Source organism: Citrobacter sp. MGH106, from assembly GCF_001037495.1.
Taxonomy (GTDB): Bacteria; Pseudomonadota; Gammaproteobacteria; order Enterobacterales; family Enterobacteriaceae; genus Citrobacter; species Citrobacter murliniae.
Map to the genome: position 1 here is coordinate 3,467,032 of NZ_KQ089822.1, position 20,114 is coordinate 3,487,145.

The 20,114-nt window shown below is 46.2% G+C and carries 16 protein-coding genes; 8 read left to right on the top strand and 8 right to left on the bottom strand.

Going from position 1 to position 20,114, the window contains the following annotated elements; all coding sequences use genetic code 11:
• Positions 1–68 precede the first annotated feature (68 nt).
• From SK36_RS16240 to SK36_RS16250, 3 genes are all read left to right on the top strand, one after another.
• Complete coding sequence (locus SK36_RS16240; RefSeq protein ID WP_048221982.1) at positions 69–1,454, top strand: diguanylate cyclase; 1,386 nt, start codon at positions 69–71, stop codon at positions 1,452–1,454.
• A gap of 229 nt (positions 1,455–1,683) precedes the next feature.
• Positions 1,684–2,778, top strand: coding sequence for a 4Fe-4S binding protein (locus SK36_RS16245; RefSeq protein WP_048221983.1), 1,095 nt, complete (start codon positions 1,684–1,686; stop codon positions 2,776–2,778).
• 205 nt (positions 2,779–2,983) lie between these two features.
• On the top strand, positions 2,984–3,493 hold the full coding sequence (locus SK36_RS16250; RefSeq protein WP_045449462.1) for a hypothetical protein: 510 nt from the start codon (positions 2,984–2,986) through the stop codon (positions 3,491–3,493).
• A 53-nt stretch (positions 3,494–3,546) separates the two neighbouring features.
• Here SK36_RS16250 and foxA read toward each other — a convergent pair whose 3' ends face one another.
• The 7 genes from foxA to pepT form a co-directional block, all read right to left on the bottom strand.
• Positions 3,547–5,655, bottom strand: a complete 2,109-nt coding sequence (gene foxA / locus SK36_RS16255) for a ferrioxamine B receptor FoxA (protein WP_136345275.1) — start codon at positions 5,653–5,655, stop codon at positions 3,547–3,549.
• Positions 5,656–5,776: 121 nt separating this feature from the next.
• Entirely contained in the window at positions 5,777–6,760 is a 984-nt protein-coding gene (locus tag SK36_RS16260; protein ID WP_048221984.1) for a helix-turn-helix transcriptional regulator, read from the bottom strand.
• Between the two features lie 190 nt (positions 6,761–6,950).
• Entirely contained in the window at positions 6,951–8,222 is a 1,272-nt protein-coding gene (locus tag SK36_RS23125; protein ID WP_231593084.1) for a methyl-accepting chemotaxis protein, read from the bottom strand.
• Positions 8,137–8,544: a Tar ligand binding domain-containing protein gene (locus SK36_RS25075; protein WP_048221985.1), complete on the bottom strand. Its 408-nt coding sequence runs from the start codon at positions 8,542–8,544 to the stop codon at positions 8,137–8,139. The genes SK36_RS23125 and SK36_RS25075 overlap by 86 nt, the downstream gene beginning before the upstream one ends.
• A 647-nt stretch (positions 8,545–9,191) precedes the next feature.
• Complete coding sequence (locus SK36_RS16275; RefSeq protein ID WP_048221986.1) at positions 9,192–9,821, bottom strand: DUF2913 family protein; 630 nt, start codon at positions 9,819–9,821, stop codon at positions 9,192–9,194.
• Positions 9,822–10,395: 574 nt separating this feature from the next.
• Positions 10,396–11,757, bottom strand: coding sequence for a C4-dicarboxylate transporter DcuC (gene dcuC, locus SK36_RS16280; RefSeq protein WP_048221987.1), 1,362 nt, complete (start codon positions 11,755–11,757; stop codon positions 10,396–10,398).
• Positions 11,754–13,010: a peptidase T gene (gene pepT, locus SK36_RS16285; RefSeq protein WP_048221988.1), complete on the bottom strand. Its 1,257-nt coding sequence runs from the start codon at positions 13,008–13,010 to the stop codon at positions 11,754–11,756. Before pepT ends, dcuC begins: the two co-directional genes overlap by 4 nt.
• Before the next feature lie 1,110 nt (positions 13,011–14,120).
• Here pepT and rclC point away from each other — a divergent pair.
• Both rclC and SK36_RS16295 read left to right on the top strand, forming a co-directional pair.
• The gene (rclC, locus tag SK36_RS16290) at positions 14,121–14,681 is read left to right on the top strand and encodes a reactive chlorine resistance membrane protein RclC (RefSeq protein WP_404842376.1); all 561 of its coding nucleotides are present in this window, start codon (positions 14,121–14,123) and stop codon (positions 14,679–14,681) included.
• Between the two features lie 43 nt (positions 14,682–14,724).
• On the top strand, positions 14,725–15,186 hold the full coding sequence (locus SK36_RS16295) for a DUF302 domain-containing protein (RefSeq protein ID WP_048221989.1): 462 nt from the start codon (positions 14,725–14,727) through the stop codon (positions 15,184–15,186).
• Positions 15,187–15,329: 143 nt separating this feature from the next.
• On the opposite strand, the gene SK36_RS16300 is transcribed toward SK36_RS16295, so the two are convergent.
• Positions 15,330–15,893 carry a DJ-1/PfpI family protein gene (locus tag SK36_RS16300; protein ID WP_045440307.1) on the bottom strand — a complete coding sequence of 188 codons (564 nt, stop codon included), beginning with the start codon at positions 15,891–15,893 and terminating at the stop codon, positions 15,330–15,332.
• Positions 15,894–16,294: 401 nt separating this feature from the next.
• On the opposite strand from SK36_RS16300, the gene SK36_RS16305 reads away from it, so the two are divergent.
• From SK36_RS16305 to SK36_RS16315, 3 genes are all read left to right on the top strand, one after another.
• Entirely contained in the window at positions 16,295–17,407 is a 1,113-nt protein-coding gene (locus tag SK36_RS16305; RefSeq protein WP_045440304.1) for an agmatine deiminase family protein, read from the top strand.
• Between the two features lie 376 nt (positions 17,408–17,783).
• Entirely contained in the window at positions 17,784–18,464 is a 681-nt protein-coding gene (locus SK36_RS16310) for a heavy metal response regulator transcription factor (RefSeq protein ID WP_045440301.1), read from the top strand.
• Positions 18,465–18,479: 15 nt separating this feature from the next.
• The gene (locus tag SK36_RS16315; protein WP_048221990.1) at positions 18,480–19,937 is read left to right on the top strand and encodes a heavy metal sensor histidine kinase; all 1,458 of its coding nucleotides are present in this window, start codon (positions 18,480–18,482) and stop codon (positions 19,935–19,937) included.
• The last annotated feature ends 177 nt before the right edge of the window (positions 19,938–20,114 follow it).

Genomic DNA, 20,114 nt, shown 5'->3' on the forward strand with positions numbered 1-20,114 from the left:
GACCATCGTGACGTAATTGTCCGTAATACCGCCTGAATTTTTCAATCGTATTTTTGAGTGGCTGTGAGATGGAACAGGTTGATCCGGTAAACGACACATTACTCCTTTCGGAATGGCAGGCGCTGTTGCGCCAGACACCTCCTGAAGTTCACACGCTCCTGACATCATTAACCGATCAGGAGATCCGCCATTTAGTAACTGTTTTTTATGACTACATGCTCTCCCATGCTGAGAGCGCGTTATTCCTTAATACCGAACAGGTCAGCACCCGCCTCAGCGGCAGTATGTTTGACTGGCTTCGCAGCGTACTCGGCAGTGCGCAGGAAGATATTTCACAGTTGCTGGCGAAACAACGCAATATTGGCGTGGTCCATGCGCGAATTGGCCTACCAATCGATCTGGTTAATCGCGGCGCACGTAAGCTGAAAGATGAGCTGTATCGGGTACTTAAAAAGAAAGCAAACTACCCACCCGGCCTGTTAAGCGATGCCATCTGTTTCAGCAGCCTGGCAATGGACACCGCTCTGGAGGCCATGACGGTCTCCTACTCCCCAAGTTATCAAAACTCGATGCATACGCAGGAGCAGTATCGCCTGCAGACAATTTACGATGATGTCAACGTAGAGCGCGAGCGGCAAATCCGTTCATTTACCGACTGGGAAAACCAGTTTATCTACAATATAGCCACGGGGTTGCCCTCCGCGGAGATAGTTTTTCTGTCGAACTCTGATTTTGGCATGTGGTTTTCGCATAAGGGAAAACACATTCTCGGCAACAGCAATCTGCTGGCTGAGATGGAGTCGCTGATCGTAGAAATCGACGATCGCCTGACGCAGACACTGTCGAATCAGCAGCCGACAGAAGCCCAACGGATGAGTCTTCTACAGGATGTTCGACAGCTTTCTGCAAAAATGCATTTCCTTCTCGCCTCGATGTTTGAAGCGCTGGTCAAACAGGAAAATGGTAAAGACTCGCTGACTCAGTTGCTTAACCGTCGCTTTATTCCGACCATCATGCGCCGCGAAATCTCGCTGGCATTACATTCGCGTAAGCCTTTTACTCTGGCAATGCTGGATATCGACTACTTCAAGCAAATCAACGATCGCTATGGGCATAACACCGGTGATATCACGCTGAAGAACGTAGCGGCCATCATTTATGAACATATCCGCAGCAGCGATTATGTTTTCCGCTACGGTGGCGAAGAATTTATGATCCTGCTGGTGGAGCCGGATATTTCACAGGCGAATATTATTCTGGAAACCCTGCGTAAGAAAATCGCTGAGCTACGGATGGTGGCCTCTGCCGCTGAGTCGTTCTCTATTACCGTCAGTATTGGTATCGCCGAATATGACTATCATCCGGACTACAAGCAACTGGTTGATAAAGCCGATCGTGCACTCTACCTGGCGAAAAGTAATGGACGTAATCGCGTAGAGACTTATCAGGAATGACCCCAGGCATCCAGCTAAAGTAAGTGCCAAATAATAAATACCTCGTTCGAGGTATTTATTTGACCTGCGATAACTATCGGCTGTTATTTTTATGAAGGCATTTTAACGCTATAAAAATAACAGTCACTTAATAAGATGCAAATCAAATACACTATATCTGTCTGGCGTTAGCATATCCCGGTGATGCATCCTCCTGTGTGGAGGAAATAAAGAGGGATAATACAACACCATGAACGGGAAAAAGAGAACTCGCTGGCAGCGCCGCCCCGGCACGACCGGAGGAAAACTACCGTGGAATGACTGGCGCAATGCCACCACCTGGAGAAGAGCCACCCAGTTTCTCCTGCTGTCCATCAATATCTACATTGGCATAACGTTCTATTATTGGGTCCGCTATTTCGAAACCGCCGGCACCAGCGTTTATATTCCAAGACCTGGCGGCATTGAGGGATGGCTCCCCATCGCAGGGTTGATGAATATCAGATACACCCTGGAGACCGGTTATCTTCCGCCTGTTCATGCAGCCTCAATGTTGCTGTTAGTGGCATTTATCCTGATAAGCCTGTTGTTAAAAAAATCATTCTGCTCGTGGCTATGCCCGGTGGGTACGCTTTCAGAACTGATTGGCAATGTAGGGAAAAAGCTATTTGGACGCCATTTCAGGTTACCACGCTGGCTGGATATCCCGCTGCTCGGTCTGAAATATCTGCTGTTGAGTTTTTTCCTGTATATCGCCCTGTCAATGCCCGCACAAGGTATTCAGTACTTCCTGATGTCAGCTTATGGAATGATCATCGACGTTAAGATGCTCGATTTCTTCCGCAATATCGGCAGTGCTACGCTCATCTTCGTGATCGTTATCAGCGTCATGAGTTTATTTATCCGCAATGCCTGGTGCCGTTATCTGTGCCCCTATGGCGCACTGCTCGGCCTCTTCTCCCTGCTTTCTCCGTTTAAAATACGACGTAATGCAGACAGTTGTATAGACTGCGGAAAATGCGCGAAAAACTGCCCGTCAGCGATTCCTGTCGATCGTTTGATTCAGGTCAGAACCGTTGAATGTACCGGTTGTATGACCTGCGTAGAATCCTGCCCGGTGGCTTCAACGCTTACATTTTCACTAAAAACGCCGCCAGGCTCGCAAGAAAACAGTAAACCCTTGTGGCGTCAAACTGCGCTCTCCGGTGTAGTCATGGCAATGCTGGTACTGAGTATCCTCTTCTCAGCTATCGGTTTTGCGGTCTATGCGAAGGTCTGGGACACGCCAATTCCTGATCATATGTATTTCCAACTGATACCCAAAGCCAGGATGATTGGGCACTAATAATCTGCACCACCACACCCGCTCCCATACCATACAAAAACCCTGCTAATTCTGGCAGGGTTTTCTGTTTATCATGCCACTTTAAGACTAATGAACTTGTGCCCCCGTCGCCCTGTTTATACAACCTTAAATATCAACTGTAATAACCCAATTTTTATTTCATTACAGGCAATAAGGGACCACAATAATGTTCGGGAATAAAATCGTGACTAAAATAAAACTGACGCTGGTATTACCTGTTTTTCTTGCTGGCTGTACGATGAGTGACGGGGAATTAAGAAACGCCTACGCTAACCATTATCAGCAACCTGCCACTTATGTTGAAATCTATAAGCAAAAAATAGCCGGGATGGATATCGATGCGTTAACCCAATATGCTGCAGCTGAAGAGAAGAAAAAGATGCGTGGACAGCCGAGGCTGAAAGTTGACGACTCTATTACGGTTGAAAATATTCAGGCTAAAGGCAATCGGGTGGTGTTTGATTACTCTCTGTCAGAAATCTGGCTGGCGCTGCCCGCAAATAAGCAGCTGGAACAACAAGCAATCATGAAAAAAGATCTGATTTATCGTACCTGCTCACTGGAAACGGTACGCCTGGCCCAGGCGAAGGGGCTGGAAGAAGAACATAACTATTACAGCCAGTATCCCAATAAGCTCTCCTTTACCCTGAGAACCAACGCCCAGATTTGTATCGATAACGGCTTTACTCAGTAATCTCGCTGATCCCTGGATTGCCCGGCGAGACTCACGCCGGGCCATTTATGCTATCAGAACTTCCAGGACACGCTGCCGACAATACTACGTTCAGCACCAAAGTAGCAGTAAGACAGTGAGTTACAGGCCGCAACGTAACGTTTATCGGTCAGGTTATTGACGTTGAGCTGCGCGCTCACCCCTTTCAGGCCGATATGCGTTAAGTCGTAGCCAATCGCCATATCCACCAGTGTGTATGAAGGTAGAGTGTGGGTATTCAGACGATCGCTGGTAATGCCATTGACATAACGCACGCCAGAACCCAGCGTCAGACCATCCAGCGGGCCGCTTTTCACATCGTAACTCAGCCAGCTACTGGCCTGATTACGCGGCGCATAAACAGCGCGCTTACCTTGCTCTTCCGGACTGCTTTTCTTATAGCGAATATCGGTGTAGGTATACGCCGCCTGCAAACGGAAGTTATCTGTTAGCTGACTAATCGCCTCCAGCTCCACACCCTCGGATTCAATTTCCCCAATTGAACGGTACGGATCGGTCGGCTCTTCTTTGGTGGCGATATTGGTCTGATTGATGCGGAAAACCGACGCACTAAACTGGCTGTTCAGCCCTTCTGGTTCATATTTCAACCCGGCTTCCCACTGTTTGCCCTTCATTGGCTCCAGCAGGTTACCGTTTTCATCAGCAAAACTGGTCGGCGTGAAGGCGGTAGAGTAGCTCACGTATGGGGCTAAACCGTTATCAAACAGATAGAGCAGAGCGGCGCGGGTGCTGAAGTTGTTTTTATCCAGATCGCTACGCGAGTCGTTGATCTTATCAATATTTGACACACTGACCTGATCGTAACGACCGCCCAGAGTAATACGCCAGCGATCCCAGGACATCTGATCCTGCAGATAATAGCCCGTCTGGCGCAGTTTGTGTTTTTCACGCGCATACATACTGATGTAATCCGGCTTCGCCCCATACACCGGATTAAAGGCATCTATTGGCGGGAATGCGCCGTAGTAGCCAGTGGTATTATTGCTGCGATCCTGATAGTCGATCCCCACCAGCAGACGGTGGTTCACCTGCCAGGTATCAAAACTACCATCAAGCTGGTTATCCAGCGTAATTGCCGACATTTTCTCATCGGATCCAGAATAGCCGCGATTGAGTTCAGTCTCATTCAGCCAGCCTGCCGCATAAACCTGGTTCAGTTCGACATCGGTATGTAAATAACGCAGCTTTTGCCGCACCGACCAACCGTTGTCAAACATGTGTTCAATGTTGTAACCCACCATGTTTTCGCGGCGATCGTATTTGTCGTAATCATCTTCACCTTCGAAGAAGGTGTTAGAGATCTTCTGACCATAGTGGGGAACCACGGTGCCATCATAAGGCAAACCTGAGTGGCTGCCACCTTCCGGATCACGATGCAGATAGGCCATCAGGTCGAGGCGTGTCTGGTCGGTGATCCGCCAGGTCAGGCTTGGCATCAGCGCATAGCGTTCTTCTTTCAACGGACCAAACTGCGAGTCCGCATAGCGCGTCATTCCGCTCAGACGCGCTGCCACACGATCGTTATCATCCAGAGCGCCAGTCACATCAAAGGCTGCGCCGCGCTGATTGTTGTTCCCGGCAAATAACTTCACTTCCCCGCCAGGGTCAAACGAGGGTTTACGTGATGTCAGCGCAACAATACCGCCCGGAGAGGAGCGGCCATACAGCACGGATGCCGGACCACGAACCACTTCGATGTTTTCAAGGAACCAAGGATCGACGACCAACGAGCTGTGAGAGTTGGTATCGCCCATCATTTTCAGGCCATCGAGATAGACGTTGTCGAGGCTACCATCAGAGAAACCGCGCAGCACAATGTAGTCAAAACGGTTCGAAGCGCCAATCTGGTTGCTGTACACCCCTGGTGTATAGCTCACAGCCTGACGCACACTGGTTGCCCCTTGCTCTTCAAACTGTTCGCGGGTGATGATAGACACCGACTGCGGGGTTTCAATATCCGGCGTGGCAAGCTTGGTTGCACCACTTTGCATCTGCGAGGTGACAACCACCGTATCGTTTTTTGTTGTTTCCTGCGCCAGCAGAGGAAAAGCCACGCTGCAGGTTACCCATCCCACCAACAGCGCCAATCGAGTCTTAGCGAACATGAACATCTCCAAAGGCATTTCTAATTGTAAATAAGAATTATTACCTTTTTGGTGGCGAAGATAGCTATGCCGGATGCCAGGTTGCGTATGCGCAGTGCCAAAATGTTAGTCTCGACTTCGCACAAAGCAGAAAAATGGATTAGCAAAGTTTGAGTACATCGCCAGGCGGAAAACCATAGCGACGACGAAAGGCGGTAGAAAAGTTAGTGGCGTGCTGATAACCCGACATCCATGCCGCCTGCTGAACGCTGTACCCTTCCAGCAAATAGCCGCGCGCACGTTCCAGACGACAATCGCGCAAATAGTCAAAAACCGAACAGCCGTAGGCTGCCCGAAATTTACTGCGCAAACTGCTGGGACTCATCGCCGCTCGCTGGGCCAGATCGTTTAGCGTGTAGTCATTCTCCGGCGTCTGTTCCAGCAGACGACGAACGATCTCCAGCCGTTGTTGTTCACCATTGGCAGGCTGATATTTACCGCTCTCCATCTGGCACACGCTCAGGCCGTGACCGAACAGCTGTAAAATAAGTCCTTCCAGCATCAGTTGCCGGGGCACGCTACCGAGCGTACTCTGCTGCGCATACTGTAATCCGCTAAGCAAAAAGCCCGGAACCTGCCAGATAAGCGTTGGCGTCTGGCATCTTTCCCACTCACGCATCAACGACTCGAGCAATCCTGTGCGCCATGCGCCGTCGGGATACAGTCCCAGCGATAACGTACGCAGTTTGCAGTCAGCATGGTGGCGGGCACTCATCGTTTGATGTTCACTCAGCCGGGAGCTAAATGCCATGCCGGAACGCACCACATGCTCCTGCCCGTTGAGCGTCAGTATCACGCACCCTTCCAGTACCACCAGCATATACAGGGGACTGCTGTGGCGGGAGGTTGTTTCATAAGGTTGCAGCACCTGTACGTCGGAATGGGTCACGCACATACCGCAAGGAAGTGTCATCTCCTCAACTTCCCCTTGCAGCACGGCGCAGGAATGCGGTAAATCAGGTTTTTGCTTCAGCATCGGAAAGCGGTAATCAATACCGTAGCGCTCGCCAAAATCCATAAATTCACTGACGGAGAAAATTCGTGCTAAGCGTCCGGAAGCATTTTGGGCGGTGGTGTTGTTCATGCTGTCTTATGCATAGGAAATGGGATTAACTCGTTGTGCAACATTACCATTACCCGCAGGGCACAACAACAATAATGAGAATTATTATCAATAATGTTACAACATGAGTCCCCTGCCAGGTATCGTTTCGGGCGTTGCCCCGAGCATCTCACCAGACTGAATAACAGCTGATGAGATAATCATTTCCCGACTAACGTATGCTGTCGCTCCCGTTGAGGCCCTCTTCTTGATTTACCTCTACCTGAAATACAGCCACTGCCTGCGATAGCATTGCCGACTGTTCTTCCACACTGCCTGTCGTTGCGGCAATCTCTTCCACCAATGATGCGTTTTGCTGGGTTACCTGCTCCATTTGAGTGACAGCGACCCGGATTTGCTCTATGCCGCTATTTTGTTCGCCTGAAGCACCGGATATATCTTCCATCAATATATTGATGTTACGTATTGCCTCCGCAATATTCGCCATCATGACACCACTGTTTTCGGCTATTTCCACACCTTCTTTGACGCTGATTGCCGCTCTGGCAACTAAGTCCGTAATTTCCTTTGCTGAAGCAGCGCTGCGTTGGGCAAGAGTCCTGACTTCGCTAGCCACAACGGCAAATCCACGACCTGATTCGCCTGCACGAGCGGCTTCCACTGCTGCATTTAGTGCGAGGATATTGGTCTGAAAAGCAATACTATCAATAACATTCGATATTTCGCTTACGCTCTGCGCATTGCGGCTAATCAGATGGATCTTCTCAACCATGTCACTCATTAAGCGTTCGCCACGCAATGCCATTTCGGTACTTTCATTCGTCATGGCGGATGCCTGGTGTGACTTATCGGTATTATTCTTTGTTGTTGCGGATATCTGTTCCATACTGGCAGCCGTCTCGACGACAGCTGCAGCCTGCTGTTCCGTTCTGGTAGACAAGTCTGTATTACCTGTCGCTATCTCCTGCATACCGATATTTATAGACTCGACACCATCACGAATCGTTGTGACAGTTTCCCGAAGGCCATTCTGCATATTTTGTAAATTCAAACATAACAGACCAATTTCATTGTTACTCTGTACCTTAACAGGATGACTCAGATCGCCTTTACCAATCCGTGAAAAATGTTCAGATACTGTTCGTAATGGTAGGATGATTGTGCGGTTCAACCAGATATTACAAATAAAGAAGATGAAAATCGTAAACGCCAGGATCACCGATATTTTAATTATTGATGAGTTAAACTGGGAGTGTGTTTGCCCTACGATCTTCTCACTGATCAACATTGTTGATTTATAATAGCTAGCCAGTTGGCTATCAAAATTTTTACGCGAAGCGAGCAATTCATTATTTAAATTTATTGATGTATCAGCGATACGTCCGCTCGATATAACTTCATTTAACTGATCGATATGTTTTTTTTTCAAAATCCATTTGTTGTTCAAAGGCAGTCTTGATGATTTTTCCTGCCTGCGGATCATCCGTCGTCAATCCAGGTATGTCCCAGAAAACATTGAACTCTTGTCTTGCATAAGCAATCTCATCCTGTGCTTGTTTTAATGTCTGTTGCACATCAGCAGAATCATGCAATTGAATATTATCAAGCATGCCCCTTAATTTATTAATAGATCCAGTGATACTATGCAGTGAATCCTGCTCTCTTACTATATTATGTAGTAAAAGCGTACTTTTCTGTGTGTTTTTGAGATCTAATAACTCCAGTCCATTAGAAAAAAACTGCATAAATGTAAATAACAACAATAGTAATAACAGGCTGGTTTTAACCTTCATATTTTTTAACATTTAAACATCTCCATAACAATAAAAACATCTTCTATGACTTAATTGTTATCGACTCAGCCCGTAATACCTTAACCTGTAAAATGGTTAATTATTAGAAAGTTTCCCACTATTTACACTATGATATAGTAAAGTACACAGGTATACACACTGCGGCATACAGTATACTTCTGGTACCTGAAAGAATAAAATTAAAGCAAGTGAACATTAATATCATTTATGTATTAAGCAACGGCACCTAATTTGAGTACTTTGAGACGCTAAGAATGCCTGAGCTGTTTGTATTGATTTAAACGAAGGTGATGTCAGAATCAGAGAATATAGACGATAACACTTCCCGGACTGCCTGGTGGAACCCTTAGCCAGGATAACGAATCAACAGCGATCGGTGCCATCTCATTCTCAAATCTCAACAAGGGTGTATTATCATCCGGGACCGATGTGCTTTCACATATTTCAATAATCCCCCTAAAGGATATAGACACACTGGCAGGAATATCAGATAACTTTACCCATTCATCAGTAATCACTAACTTTCGCGTAAACATCACTTGGTCCTTTACTCGTGATTTATAGTCGATATTTTTATATTCAGATAAAAAGACATTCTCCGCTCTAAAAATATTCAGTATGTATTCGTTAGTGAAACCTTATTCATCTAAAAGAAACTGAAAGTAATAAAACTCATTTGAAGTGTGTTTCACAAACTCAACCGGAAGGTTATTTTTGATGAAAAGTGATTTAGCGAACTCAACATCACCATAAACCCGGACACAGAATGGCTTTAAGATCTCACCCTGAATACCAAAGCATTCTTGTAGCCGAGCATCATCCATAAAGATAAAATTGCCGTTTCTAACTTTAATTTTATCATCCAGATCACGCCACTTCCCTGGGGTGAGCAGAAAACTCTCCCACCCATTGTTTCGCAACACTTCAATAGCATGGGTAAATTTAAAATAGTAATTCTGTATTGTCACATCGCTACTCGATGTAGAATATAAGTATTCTATTTTAAATTTAAGTTGCGCATTGAGACTTTTTTTCTTTCCTTCATCAATCAGCCATTGCAGTTCATTAGCGATACTCTTTGGAAAGAGCTTCCTCTTTTTTGCAATTGCCAACCAGTTCATAATAAAAATATGCTCTGACATTTTAGAGTAAATTCTATTATCCATTATTGCGATGCCTATTGCGACTAACGCACTCCAGGTAAACGTTTCAAGCTCATCCTGATAATTATGTCTCAACTGACTGACTTTTCCTGAATCACTTACCACTTAAAACCCACCTACACAAATCATCATTACATTTAAATCCTGTATTACTCCATTAAAAAAAATACTACAATTGAAACCACCAAAATATGATCCAGATTAATTTATTTCCATGTAAAAAAACCACATAAATAACATATTACATTTCTTAACCTTTCATCTTTTTATGAAATGGTAAAAAATAATAAGAAGAATACGATAAAGATGAAAACTAATAATACTCAAAGGCAATTAATACCACGAAATATTGTGGACCCAACTATCATAAAAACTCAAAAACCGCTCATTAGCGGATGTTTTCCTGACATATCCCACCAGCAACGCTCAGAAAACGATCAGCCACCCATCACGCAGACATTAAGTCTCCTGATGAAATCATTTTATTGCATACCTTTACGACAGAAGTCATAAAATGATCAGGATGGGCTTTAAATGAAATTTAATATAGAGGCATCAATAATATTAAAGATATAAATTTCCCTTTATTCATAAAAATGATGAGTTAAGGTTCCTGTTCTGGCCCCAAAAACCCCCTTCCGCGTTCTACAAGCCGGAAGGGTTCTTTTAGCAGGAGCGATTAATAGAAGATACCGATAATCAGGGTATGCGTGATAAAGCCTACAATTAACGGCACAGCGGTACGTTTAACTACATCGAAAGGGGTGATCTTCGCACCACTTGAAACAGCAATCACCACGCCGGATACAGGTGAAATAGCCCGCCCCATATGAGATGCCTGCTGCATAGGCAGGATCATCGCAACAGCATTAGCCCCCATACTTGCAGCAATTTGAGGAATAAGCTCAACAAACGCCAGGAAAGGCGCATTACCTGACCCCATAATGATCGCGGCAGCAAGCGTCACCAGTGCAAACACAACCGCCATGGCAAATGGTGGTAATCCAACGTGTTCTGCCATCAGAATTAACTGATCAATCGCACCAATGACCTTAATACCATGCGCGAATACCCCCGCAGCAACCAGCAGACCGACCACACCGGTAAACGCGGTTCCCATTCCTTTCAAAAAGTGGCTGAATCCTTCGCATACTGACTTTAAATCACGGGTCCGTAACCACTCTATCAGCATACAAATGGCCATGGAAATGAGGACGATGGTGATAATGTTCAGGTTAATGCCACTGACAAACATTGCGGATGAACCTACCGCCATCAATATCGGCAGCATGGGGAGCAGCGCATAAAAAGCCGGTGCTGTTCCTGAGTCGGTAACCTCAGCGGTACCTATTTCCCGTGGTAAAGTCCCCGCTTTACGATCGCAATGCCGCTGCCAGAAGAAATGACAGACCCCCACGACCAAAACGGTTGCAAGCGCAGCAGGCCCTTGATGGTAGACAACATATTCCACCACATCCATATTAACGGCCTTAGATCCCCTGATGGCATCTATCGCTGTTGGGGTGTACGCCACACCAAGCGAGGTCGCAATCACTCCCGCAGCAGAGGCCGCGGAGAGCCCTAATCCCAGCATAATAGGGAACATCGTCCCCATCAGTAACACCGCGAGTCCGGTGGCTGAAGGGATGGCCAATTGAAGAAGGCTGGCAAGCAGGTAGGAGAAAAAAAGTAAAATATATGGCGACCGCAGCGCCCGTAATGGTTTCGTTACTACACGCACCACTGCTTCATTCGCCCCGATATGATCCATGTAATGCGCAAATCCCATTAACGCCATAATCATCAGACCAAGATCGGCAGCGCGCGTACTGAAAAGATCGCGCATAACTTCGAAAGGATCGAGAAATGAAATTCCCGTACCGGCAACCCCTTTCGGCAATACAGACCCCCATCCAGTCAATCCGGTACAAATCATCAACACCAAACCCGCAATGAATAACACCGGCTCAGCGCGATAACCTTTCAGGATCAGACGGGCGACGACAACAATAATCAAAAGGGCAATAAGTACCTGAATCATGACTGAGTTCTCCGCTCCGCGAACTCAGCAAAGGTTTCCTCAATGACTGCCACAACGACATCACTGGCAGCGCGCAGAGAACGTACCGGCAGGTATTCATAAATTGAATGAAAATTATGGGCACCGGTAAAAATATTCGGACAAGGCAATCCTTTCTGAGAGAGAACCGCACCATCATAGCCGCCACGCATAGCTACCGGTACCGGTGTAATACCACATTTCTGATAGGCGCGTAGAGCAATATCAATGGGGTAGTGAGCATTGCCCTGCAGACTATTAAAAACATTCGCATAGCGATCGGATAAGTGGCAGACCACGCTATTTTCACCCCAAAGCATATTGGTGCTCTGTGCAAGTTGCCGAATAAATTCCATCCGTGCCTGATAGCCTTCTTCACTGAAATCACGAATATCCAGCTTGAGCACCGTGCGGGCACTGTTGCCTTGTAGTTGTTTCACCCAATAATAACCTTCACGCCCTTCCGTATATTCAGGCGCTTCTCCTCCTGGGAGCATAGAAATGAACTTATGGGCCATCAGCAGAGAGTTTTTAAGCTTGCCTTTGGCTGACATAGGGTGTGCAGACTGACCGGTAAAGATAATTTCTGCATCGCCTGCATTCCAGTTTTCATAAACAAACTCACCAATTCCACAGCAATCCAGGGTATAGCCAAAGTCAGCACCAAATGCCGAAACATCAAAGGCTTTTGCCCCCCGTAAGCCTTGCTCCTCATCAGGCACAAAACCGACTTTCACAGTGCCATGCTTAATTTCTGGATGTTCAACAAGGTACTGCAGCGCATTCATAATAGCCGCGATAGCGGCTTTATCATCCGCTCCCAAAAGACTGGTTCCATCTGTCACGAGAAGGTCATCACCGATATAATTTTTCAGTTCAGGGAATTCACTTTCACGAAGATAAATATTCAGCTCTTTGTTCAGACACAAATCGCCGCCACTGTAGGGGAGACGTTGTGCATTCGTATTCGCGGTCTGTTCTGCACTGGTATCCAGATGACCAAAGAAAGAGACAACTGGAACGCTGTCGTCAGTATTCCCTGGCAATGTTGCCGTCACGATAGCAGTATCTCTAACCTCGATGTTTTCCATTCCTAATGCTTCAAGCTCTGCTGCAAGCAGCTTTGCCAGCACCATCTGACCAGGGGAAGAAGGCATTATCCCGTTTGCACCGTTTTCCCTTGAAGTCGTTGTATTGATTTTGGTGTAGTTAATAAAGCGTTCAACAATATCCATTGTGGGACATCCTTTAATGTATTATTTACGAGGTACTGCGAGAGGAGACCTGCATGCAGCGCGAGCCAGATAAACCCGGAGAGTAAAAAACAGTGCCTATCCCTGAGCGCCTATTTGTGGGGATTTCGACAACAAATGCTATGTTCAAAACAAATCATTTTATATTTTTCAATGAGCAAATTTTCAAAAACAAAGTGCAACGCTGTTGCACTAATCTAGGAATACCCACTTAATGAATTAAAATCCGTGAACAAAGTCACATTTATTTTAATGGTTAAAAATACCTATCACACTGAAAACAAGGAAATTATAAGCCCATCTTTATTATACCCCTGTATATAAGACCACAACAAAACAATTCACCTTCAAATAGAAACGCGCTGGTACTATTGAGCCTTAATATATCTGTACACAGAAAATATCGCAGCATTATAAACTTACGTCGCTAATCATCATATTAGCCATAATAATGTTTACCCGTGTAGTGAATATTTTATTGCATAGACGTAAAAAAAAACCTCTACCCTGAGAAGAGATACAGAGTAGAGGCAATACGGGTGTTAAGGACAGATTTATTGTTTTAGTGATAACGGAAGAGCTTCTTGCAGGATCGAGTATACACAATTTATTACAGAGAGAAAATTCTTAAAATAGTATTTACTACCTTTACTGAGTTTATAATAAACAATAGCTTATCAAAAACAGGATTTCACTCCCAAGAATATTAAACCATATTAATCTATTATGTAAGTTAGTGAAGACCAACACTCTTGTATTGGTACAGATAGCCCAGCAGATACTGAAGAAATATAAAATAAATTAATACATTAATCTCTTCATTACATAACGAGAATTTAAAGTTATCAGTCTAATTACCCTCATTTTGAACGACATCTATCAACACAAGCCGCCATATCCAATTTACACTCTCGATTATAATTTACTTTATTGCAACATTAAAATCACATTCAAAATGTGAGGTCAAGTACGTTAATTTATAAAAAAGACTCCTGAACAAAAAGCATGGACGTCAGAACAGGGTCTGCTCGTGAACTACTGATATAAAGGATTGTGTTTAATACCCAAAAGGAAAATCCAATGCTCAATGATATCTACAAATATATTTCAACAAAAGAAAACATAGGCGTTAACCTGTGTCGTATTTCCATTGCCATTGTATTTATGTGGATTGGTTTATTGAAATTTATACCTTATGAGGCAGACAGCATAGTCCCCTTTGTTGCTAACAGCCCATTTATGTCATTCTTTTACAATGATCCCATGAACTATGCACAGTTTATGAATCATGAAGGCGAATTAGTCGAAGCTCATCGTGCTTGGCATAATGCAAACAATACCTACGGATACTCAACTGGATTAGGCGTCATAGAAGTAATATTTGCATTGCTCATTCTGTCTCATTACATTTCGCCAAAAGCTGGATTCTGGGGAGCGACCATGGCGTTCCTGACACCTTTTGTAACGTTAACATTCCTGATATTTACGCCAGAAACGTGGGTGCATGGTGCTGATGCCCATACAGGGTTTCCTTATCTTTCTGGTGCCGGCCGACTAGTACTGAAAGATACAATAATGCTAGCCGCAGGATTTATCGTAATGGTGCACTCAGCAAAGTGTATCGTCAAAAGAGAGAGTCAGAGAAAAAGTTAGTATCTGCAAAAATTTTTTCGCACTCTGACTTATGGAGGTAATAATGCAACGTTTTATCAAAAAAGGCCTCATATTATTGGTTCTATACATCTCTGCAACAATAACAGGATATGCTGAAAATAATAACGCTGACACTATGCAAAAAAATTTTAGTGCTTATAACTATCCGCAAACAAGAGAACATTTAATAAACGCAATTAACCGCAATAACCTGGTGTTATTTGGTGAATTTGACCACGCAAAAGCAGCCCAGAGTGTCCAGTTATCAATGCCACCGACAACAGTGCTTGTCTTTGGAACCCCTTTAGCAGGGACACCATTAATGCTTGCACATCCTGATCTGGCTCTTGATCTACCGTTTCGGGTTCTGATTAGCCAGCAGCAAGATGGACGGGTTTTAGTAAGCTATCACCCAATGGAAAGTCTACAAGTCCATGGTCTTGATACGGCATCGGTTAACACACTAAAAAAACTCGAAAAACTCGTTCAAAATGCGATTCGGTAATTTTTGTCTCGTCGTATTCCGATTTCTGCCCCTTCACCAGAGAAAAGGCACCTGCATATATTGGTGCCTCATTTATAAACAATCATGATGCCCCAATCGGTATAGCCGAACAGGTTATACCGACTTTCTACTCAATGGGCCTCTTACTTCGTTAATACTTCGACAAATTTAGCCAGCCACTCAGGATGCGCAGGCCATGCAGGTGCCGTAACCAGATTGCCATCGACGTATGCCTGGTCAATCCCGATATCTGCGTAATGTCCACCGCTCAACCGAATCTCCGGCGCACAAGCTGGATAGGCGCTGCATGTACGGTTTTCTAACACCCCTGCTGCAGCCAGAATCTGAGGGCCGTGACATACGGCGGCAATAGGTTTACCCGCCGCGTTAAAGTCTTGCACCAGTTGAATGACATCAGGGTTCAGTCGTAAATACTCGGGGGCACGTCCTCCGGGGATCAGTAATGCATCATAATCTGTTGCCCGCGCATCAGTAAAATTCGCATTCAGGGTAAAACGGTGCCCTGGTTTCTCGCTGTACGTCTGTGCCCCATCAAAATCATGGATGGCGGTCTGAACATAATCCCCCAGGCTTTTATCTGGACAGACAGCGTCAACCTGATGACCTAACATTTTTAGCGCCTGAAAAGGAACCATAGTTTCGTAATCTTCGACATAATCTCCGACCAGCATCAGTATCTTCTTCATTTCCGTCCCCGCCCATGGTTATTCATGATGAGAAATAATGGCCATCTTTACTATAGTCTACCGGCAAAAAGTTATTTGAAAATCCACCCCGAGACCTGCGGAACATTCGGGCAGATCACACTCTGCTCAGCAACCCGCTGTCAGACGGCGCGGTTACTCTACTGACAAGACAAATACAGCGAATAAATATAAATTATATATAAATATATAGTTGAGAAATTTTAATATCATCCATTTTTTCTCATTATATAAAACAGAGCAATTGCAAGTTATAACACCTGTGTTATATTCCGCTCAGGTTTTCATATCACCTATATTATTAATAATATACTCGTGTTATTTACCATCTATTATTATTCTGTTCACCGTATATTGGGTGAATAATCACAAAGGGTTTCCCCATGATGACAAGACGTTCGTTCGTCAAGCAGAGTCTGGTAACTTCAACGAGTATGTTACTCGCCAGTATGATGGGCTGCAGCTTCAGTAAATTAGCCAGTGCTGCAGAACGCCGCCGATGGCAAATGCCGGATGAAGGCGCACCTCATGCGGCAACCTGGATGGCGTTTGGCGCCAGTGCGGATATCTGGGAACCTCATCTGCTACCAGTGGTTAGGGAAAATCTGGCGACAATCGCAAAAACCATCGCCGCATTTGAGCCAGTGAATATGCTGGTACGCGAAGAGGACAGCGACCTGGCAGCACGGCTGTGCGGGTCGACGGTCAACCTGTTGATTCATCCGATTGACGATCTGTGGATCCGCGACACCGGGCCAGTGTTTGTGAATAATTCTAGCGGGGAGCTCGGGGGCATTGGGTTTAACTTCAACGGCTGGGGTGATAAGCAAGAGCACGCTCGAGATGCTGAAGTGGCAGAATTCGTTACAGATTACACTAGGGCCGCGTTTATTCGCTCATCACTGGTGCTGGAAGGTGGTGGGATTGAGGTCGACGGCGAAGGCACGGCGATTATCACCGAGAGCTGTGTTATTAACCCGAATCGTAACCCCGGCGTCAGCAAAGCCGAGTGTGAAAGAGAGCTGAAGCACCTGCTAGGGCTGGAAAAAATCATCTGGTTACCCGGCATTGCCGGGAAAGATATTACCGACGGACATACGGACTTTTATGCCAGATTCACTCACCCAGGTACGGTGGTGGCTGGACTCGAGCAGGATCAGTCCTCATTTGATTATGCCGTAACCAGACGTCATCTGGAAATCTTGCGCGCCGCAACGGATGCAAAAGGACGGCGCCTGAAGGTGATCACGCTGGAAGGCCCTTCCGCTATCCGTCCAGCCTACGCAAGCAATGATTTCGCCGCAGGTTATATCAATTTCTATGTCTGCAACGGTGCGATTATTGCACCGGAATTTGGCGATAAACGCACTGACCGCAATACTCGCGATATTTTGCAGGAGTTGTTTGCTGAACGTGAAATTATTCAACTCAATATCGACGGCATCGCGGCAGGTGGCGGTGGCATTCACTGCACTACCCAGCAGCAACCTCGCTAGCGGCAATCAGCAATCTGACTTTTGCTATCGCAGAAATTGTAGCGGCACAGTAAATTTATGCCGCTACAAACACAGCATTCAACATCCCTTTCAGGTAAAAATAACGATTACATGCCCCTGTCCGGTTTATGAGTTTCGTTCATAGCGCCTATTTAATGTGTGTAATTATCTTTCATCCCGACATCGTTAGTCTTAGATGTACACGCGGATAAGCACTAATCAAGCTTATGAAACAGTCAGACTGACTGGCATTGTCACTTAAGACCGAATCTGTAACTGACAGAAATGTCAGAAAAATGTCAGCCAGCTGTTGGGGCTGAATAATTACCATCCCCCGGGTGCGGCTGCTGAACGGACAGCGAATGGAGGAAACAGGATGAGGTTACTTTTAGTAGAAGACGAAGAAAAAACATCTACCTACCTCAGCCGTGCGCTGGGCGAGTCTGGATTTACGGTGGATGTCTCAGCAGATGGTGCAGAAGGCCTCCATTACGCGCTGGAGTTCGACTACGACGCGATAATCCTTGATGTGATGTTGCCGGGGATGGATGGCTACCGGGTACTCGAGGGCGTACGGGCTAGTAAACAGACCCCCGTGTTAATGTTATCTGCTCGAGGGTCGGTCGACGAGCGCGTTAAAGGGCTTCGACTTGGTGCTGATGATTATCTTCCTAAGCCCTTCTCACTCATTGAATTGGTGGCGCGTATTCAGGCGCTGGTACGTCGCCGGTCAACGGATGGAGCCGACATCACCCAACTTCAGATCTACGATCTGCATCTTGATCTACTGGCTCGCCGTGTGTTTCGTGCAGGAACGCGACTGGAACTGACCGCGAAAGAGTTTTCCCTGTTGAGCCTTTTGGCCCGTCATCAGGGGGAAATTCTGTCAAAGATGATGATTGCTGAGCAGATATGGGACATGAATTTTGATAGCGATGCCAACGTGGTTGAAGTTGCTATTAAACGTCTGCGGGCCAAAGTTGATGCTCCGTTCGGCATAAAATTACTACATACCGTACGTGGTATGGGATACGTTCTCGAAGTCAGGCCAGAATAAATGAAGAGGATAAGCATGCTTAAGCGCTCCATATCCGTCCATCTGGCACTGATGTTTGCGTTATCCGCTCTGCTGATTCTCTCCGTTATCGGTATAACACTACGAAGCTCGCTGCATGACTCATTGCAAAAACAGATACACAACGAGCTACTGTTTCGTGAATCATTAATGAGCCCGTGGATCACTGCGCGAACCTCTCTTGACGGCTGGTCTACGCTTGCCAGTAAATTCAACATGTTAACCAATTCAGAAGGCGAACTTGTTCGCTACTGGGTAGTGAGTGATAACCCACATTTTAGCGTAGGCGGAACACCGCCGACTGGGATCCAGTGGTCTTCTTTACGGGAGGGGTTTAATAAAATGCCCGGCGCATCCGAAGGGGCATGCTCACTTCATTTGTTGGTAAAAACAATCCCCGCCAACGGCGAAAGACCTGAGTTGCGCTATGTGGTTGCCATCGACTCCACTCCGTATATGGGCACGCTTGATGCATTCACGCGCACCCTGCTGATTATTGCCGCTCTGGGGGTGTTTATTGTAGCGCTGCTGGGTTATATGGTCTCAAGGATCGGCCTACGTCCGCTAGGCGCACTCAGTAAACAGGCACAGCAGCTCGCTCCGGGAGACCACGGCCAACGCCTTGATACCAAAGCACTACCAAAAGAATTGCAGCAACTCGCTTCATCATTTAACGGGGTGCTGGAACGGCAGCAGGTAGCCTGGCGACAGCTTGAAAGTTTTAACGCTGATGTAGCCCATGAACTTCGTACGCCGCTGACCAACCTGATTGGCCAGACGCAACTGGGGTTGTCACGCCGACGTTCGCATGATGAGTTGGAAGAGCTTTTAGGTTCGAATCTCGAAGAGCTTGAGCGTATGACGTCGATCGTAAACGACATGCTTTTTTTGTCACATGCTCACGCGGGTGAACACGCTTCCCAGCTTATGCAGGTTTCCCTGCGTCAAGAGACCCTTAAAACAGCGGAGTATGTAGAGCCTTCCTTTGCTGAAAAACAGCTTTCCCTTGATATTGAAGGTGACGTCACCGCGCATATCGACCGACGGCTGTTCCACCGTTCACTTGCAAATTTACTGGAAAACAGTGCAAGACATTCGCCATCCAGCAGCACGGTTACCGTTCGGTTGAGCGAAACGAATAATCACGCCTGCGTTGAAGTTTCTAACCCGGGTGCTCCCATTGCGCCGGAACATTTACATCGGCTTTTTGAACGTTTATATCGCGTCGATACTTCCAGAGCCAGGAGCGATACCCATCACGGGCTGGGTTTATCAATCGTACGTGCCGTCGCCATTATGCACCAGGGGGACGTCTTTGCGCGTAGTGAGGACGGTATCAACACATTTGGTGTCACGTTTGCAATGCAGCCGGATAACGCATTTAGCCACGCTCCCCCCGGGACAGAGCCAGAAATAAGATTAACTGACACAGATGTCAGGGGGTCGTCAGCCTGAAGACATGTCCCACTCTTTAGAATCATCGCAGGCTATCTTTCCCATCCTTGATAAGGACGCTTTGCATGACTCGATATTTACCTTACCCCGCACTTTTACTGCCCTTCTCTACGTTTTCTTCCTGGACAGCGATACTGCTGACCTTTGGTTTTAATCTCTCGGCAAATGCTGCACCCG

Coding starts and splice junctions, on each gene's coding strand:
- SK36_RS16240 (WP_048221982.1), top strand. CDS start 69: ATGGAACAGGTTGATCCGGTAAACGACACATTACTCCTTTCGGAATGG.
- SK36_RS16245 (WP_048221983.1), top strand. CDS start 1,684: ATGAACGGGAAAAAGAGAACTCGCTGGCAGCGCCGCCCCGGCACGACC.
- foxA (WP_136345275.1), bottom strand. CDS start 5,655: ATGCCTTTGGAGATGTTCATGTTCGCTAAGACTCGATTGGCGCTGTTG.
- SK36_RS16260 (WP_048221984.1), bottom strand. CDS start 6,760: ATGAACAACACCACCGCCCAAAATGCTTCCGGACGCTTAGCACGAATT.
- SK36_RS23125 (WP_231593084.1), bottom strand. CDS start 8,222: ATGATCCGCAGGCAGGAAAAATCATCAAGACTGCCTTTGAACAACAAA.
- SK36_RS25075 (WP_048221985.1), bottom strand. CDS start 8,544: ATGTTAAAAAATATGAAGGTTAAAACCAGCCTGTTATTACTATTGTTG.
- dcuC (WP_048221987.1), bottom strand. CDS start 11,757: ATGATTCAGGTACTTATTGCCCTTTTGATTATTGTTGTCGTCGCCCGT.
- pepT (WP_048221988.1), bottom strand. CDS start 13,010: ATGGATATTGTTGAACGCTTTATTAACTACACCAAAATCAATACAACG.
- SK36_RS16295 (WP_048221989.1), top strand. CDS start 14,725: ATGCAACGTTTTATCAAAAAAGGCCTCATATTATTGGTTCTATACATC.
- SK36_RS16300 (WP_045440307.1), bottom strand. CDS start 15,893: ATGAAGAAGATACTGATGCTGGTCGGAGATTATGTCGAAGATTACGAA.
- SK36_RS16305 (WP_045440304.1), top strand. CDS start 16,295: ATGATGACAAGACGTTCGTTCGTCAAGCAGAGTCTGGTAACTTCAACG.
- SK36_RS16310 (WP_045440301.1), top strand. CDS start 17,784: ATGAGGTTACTTTTAGTAGAAGACGAAGAAAAAACATCTACCTACCTC.
- SK36_RS16315 (WP_048221990.1), top strand. CDS start 18,480: ATGCTTAAGCGCTCCATATCCGTCCATCTGGCACTGATGTTTGCGTTA.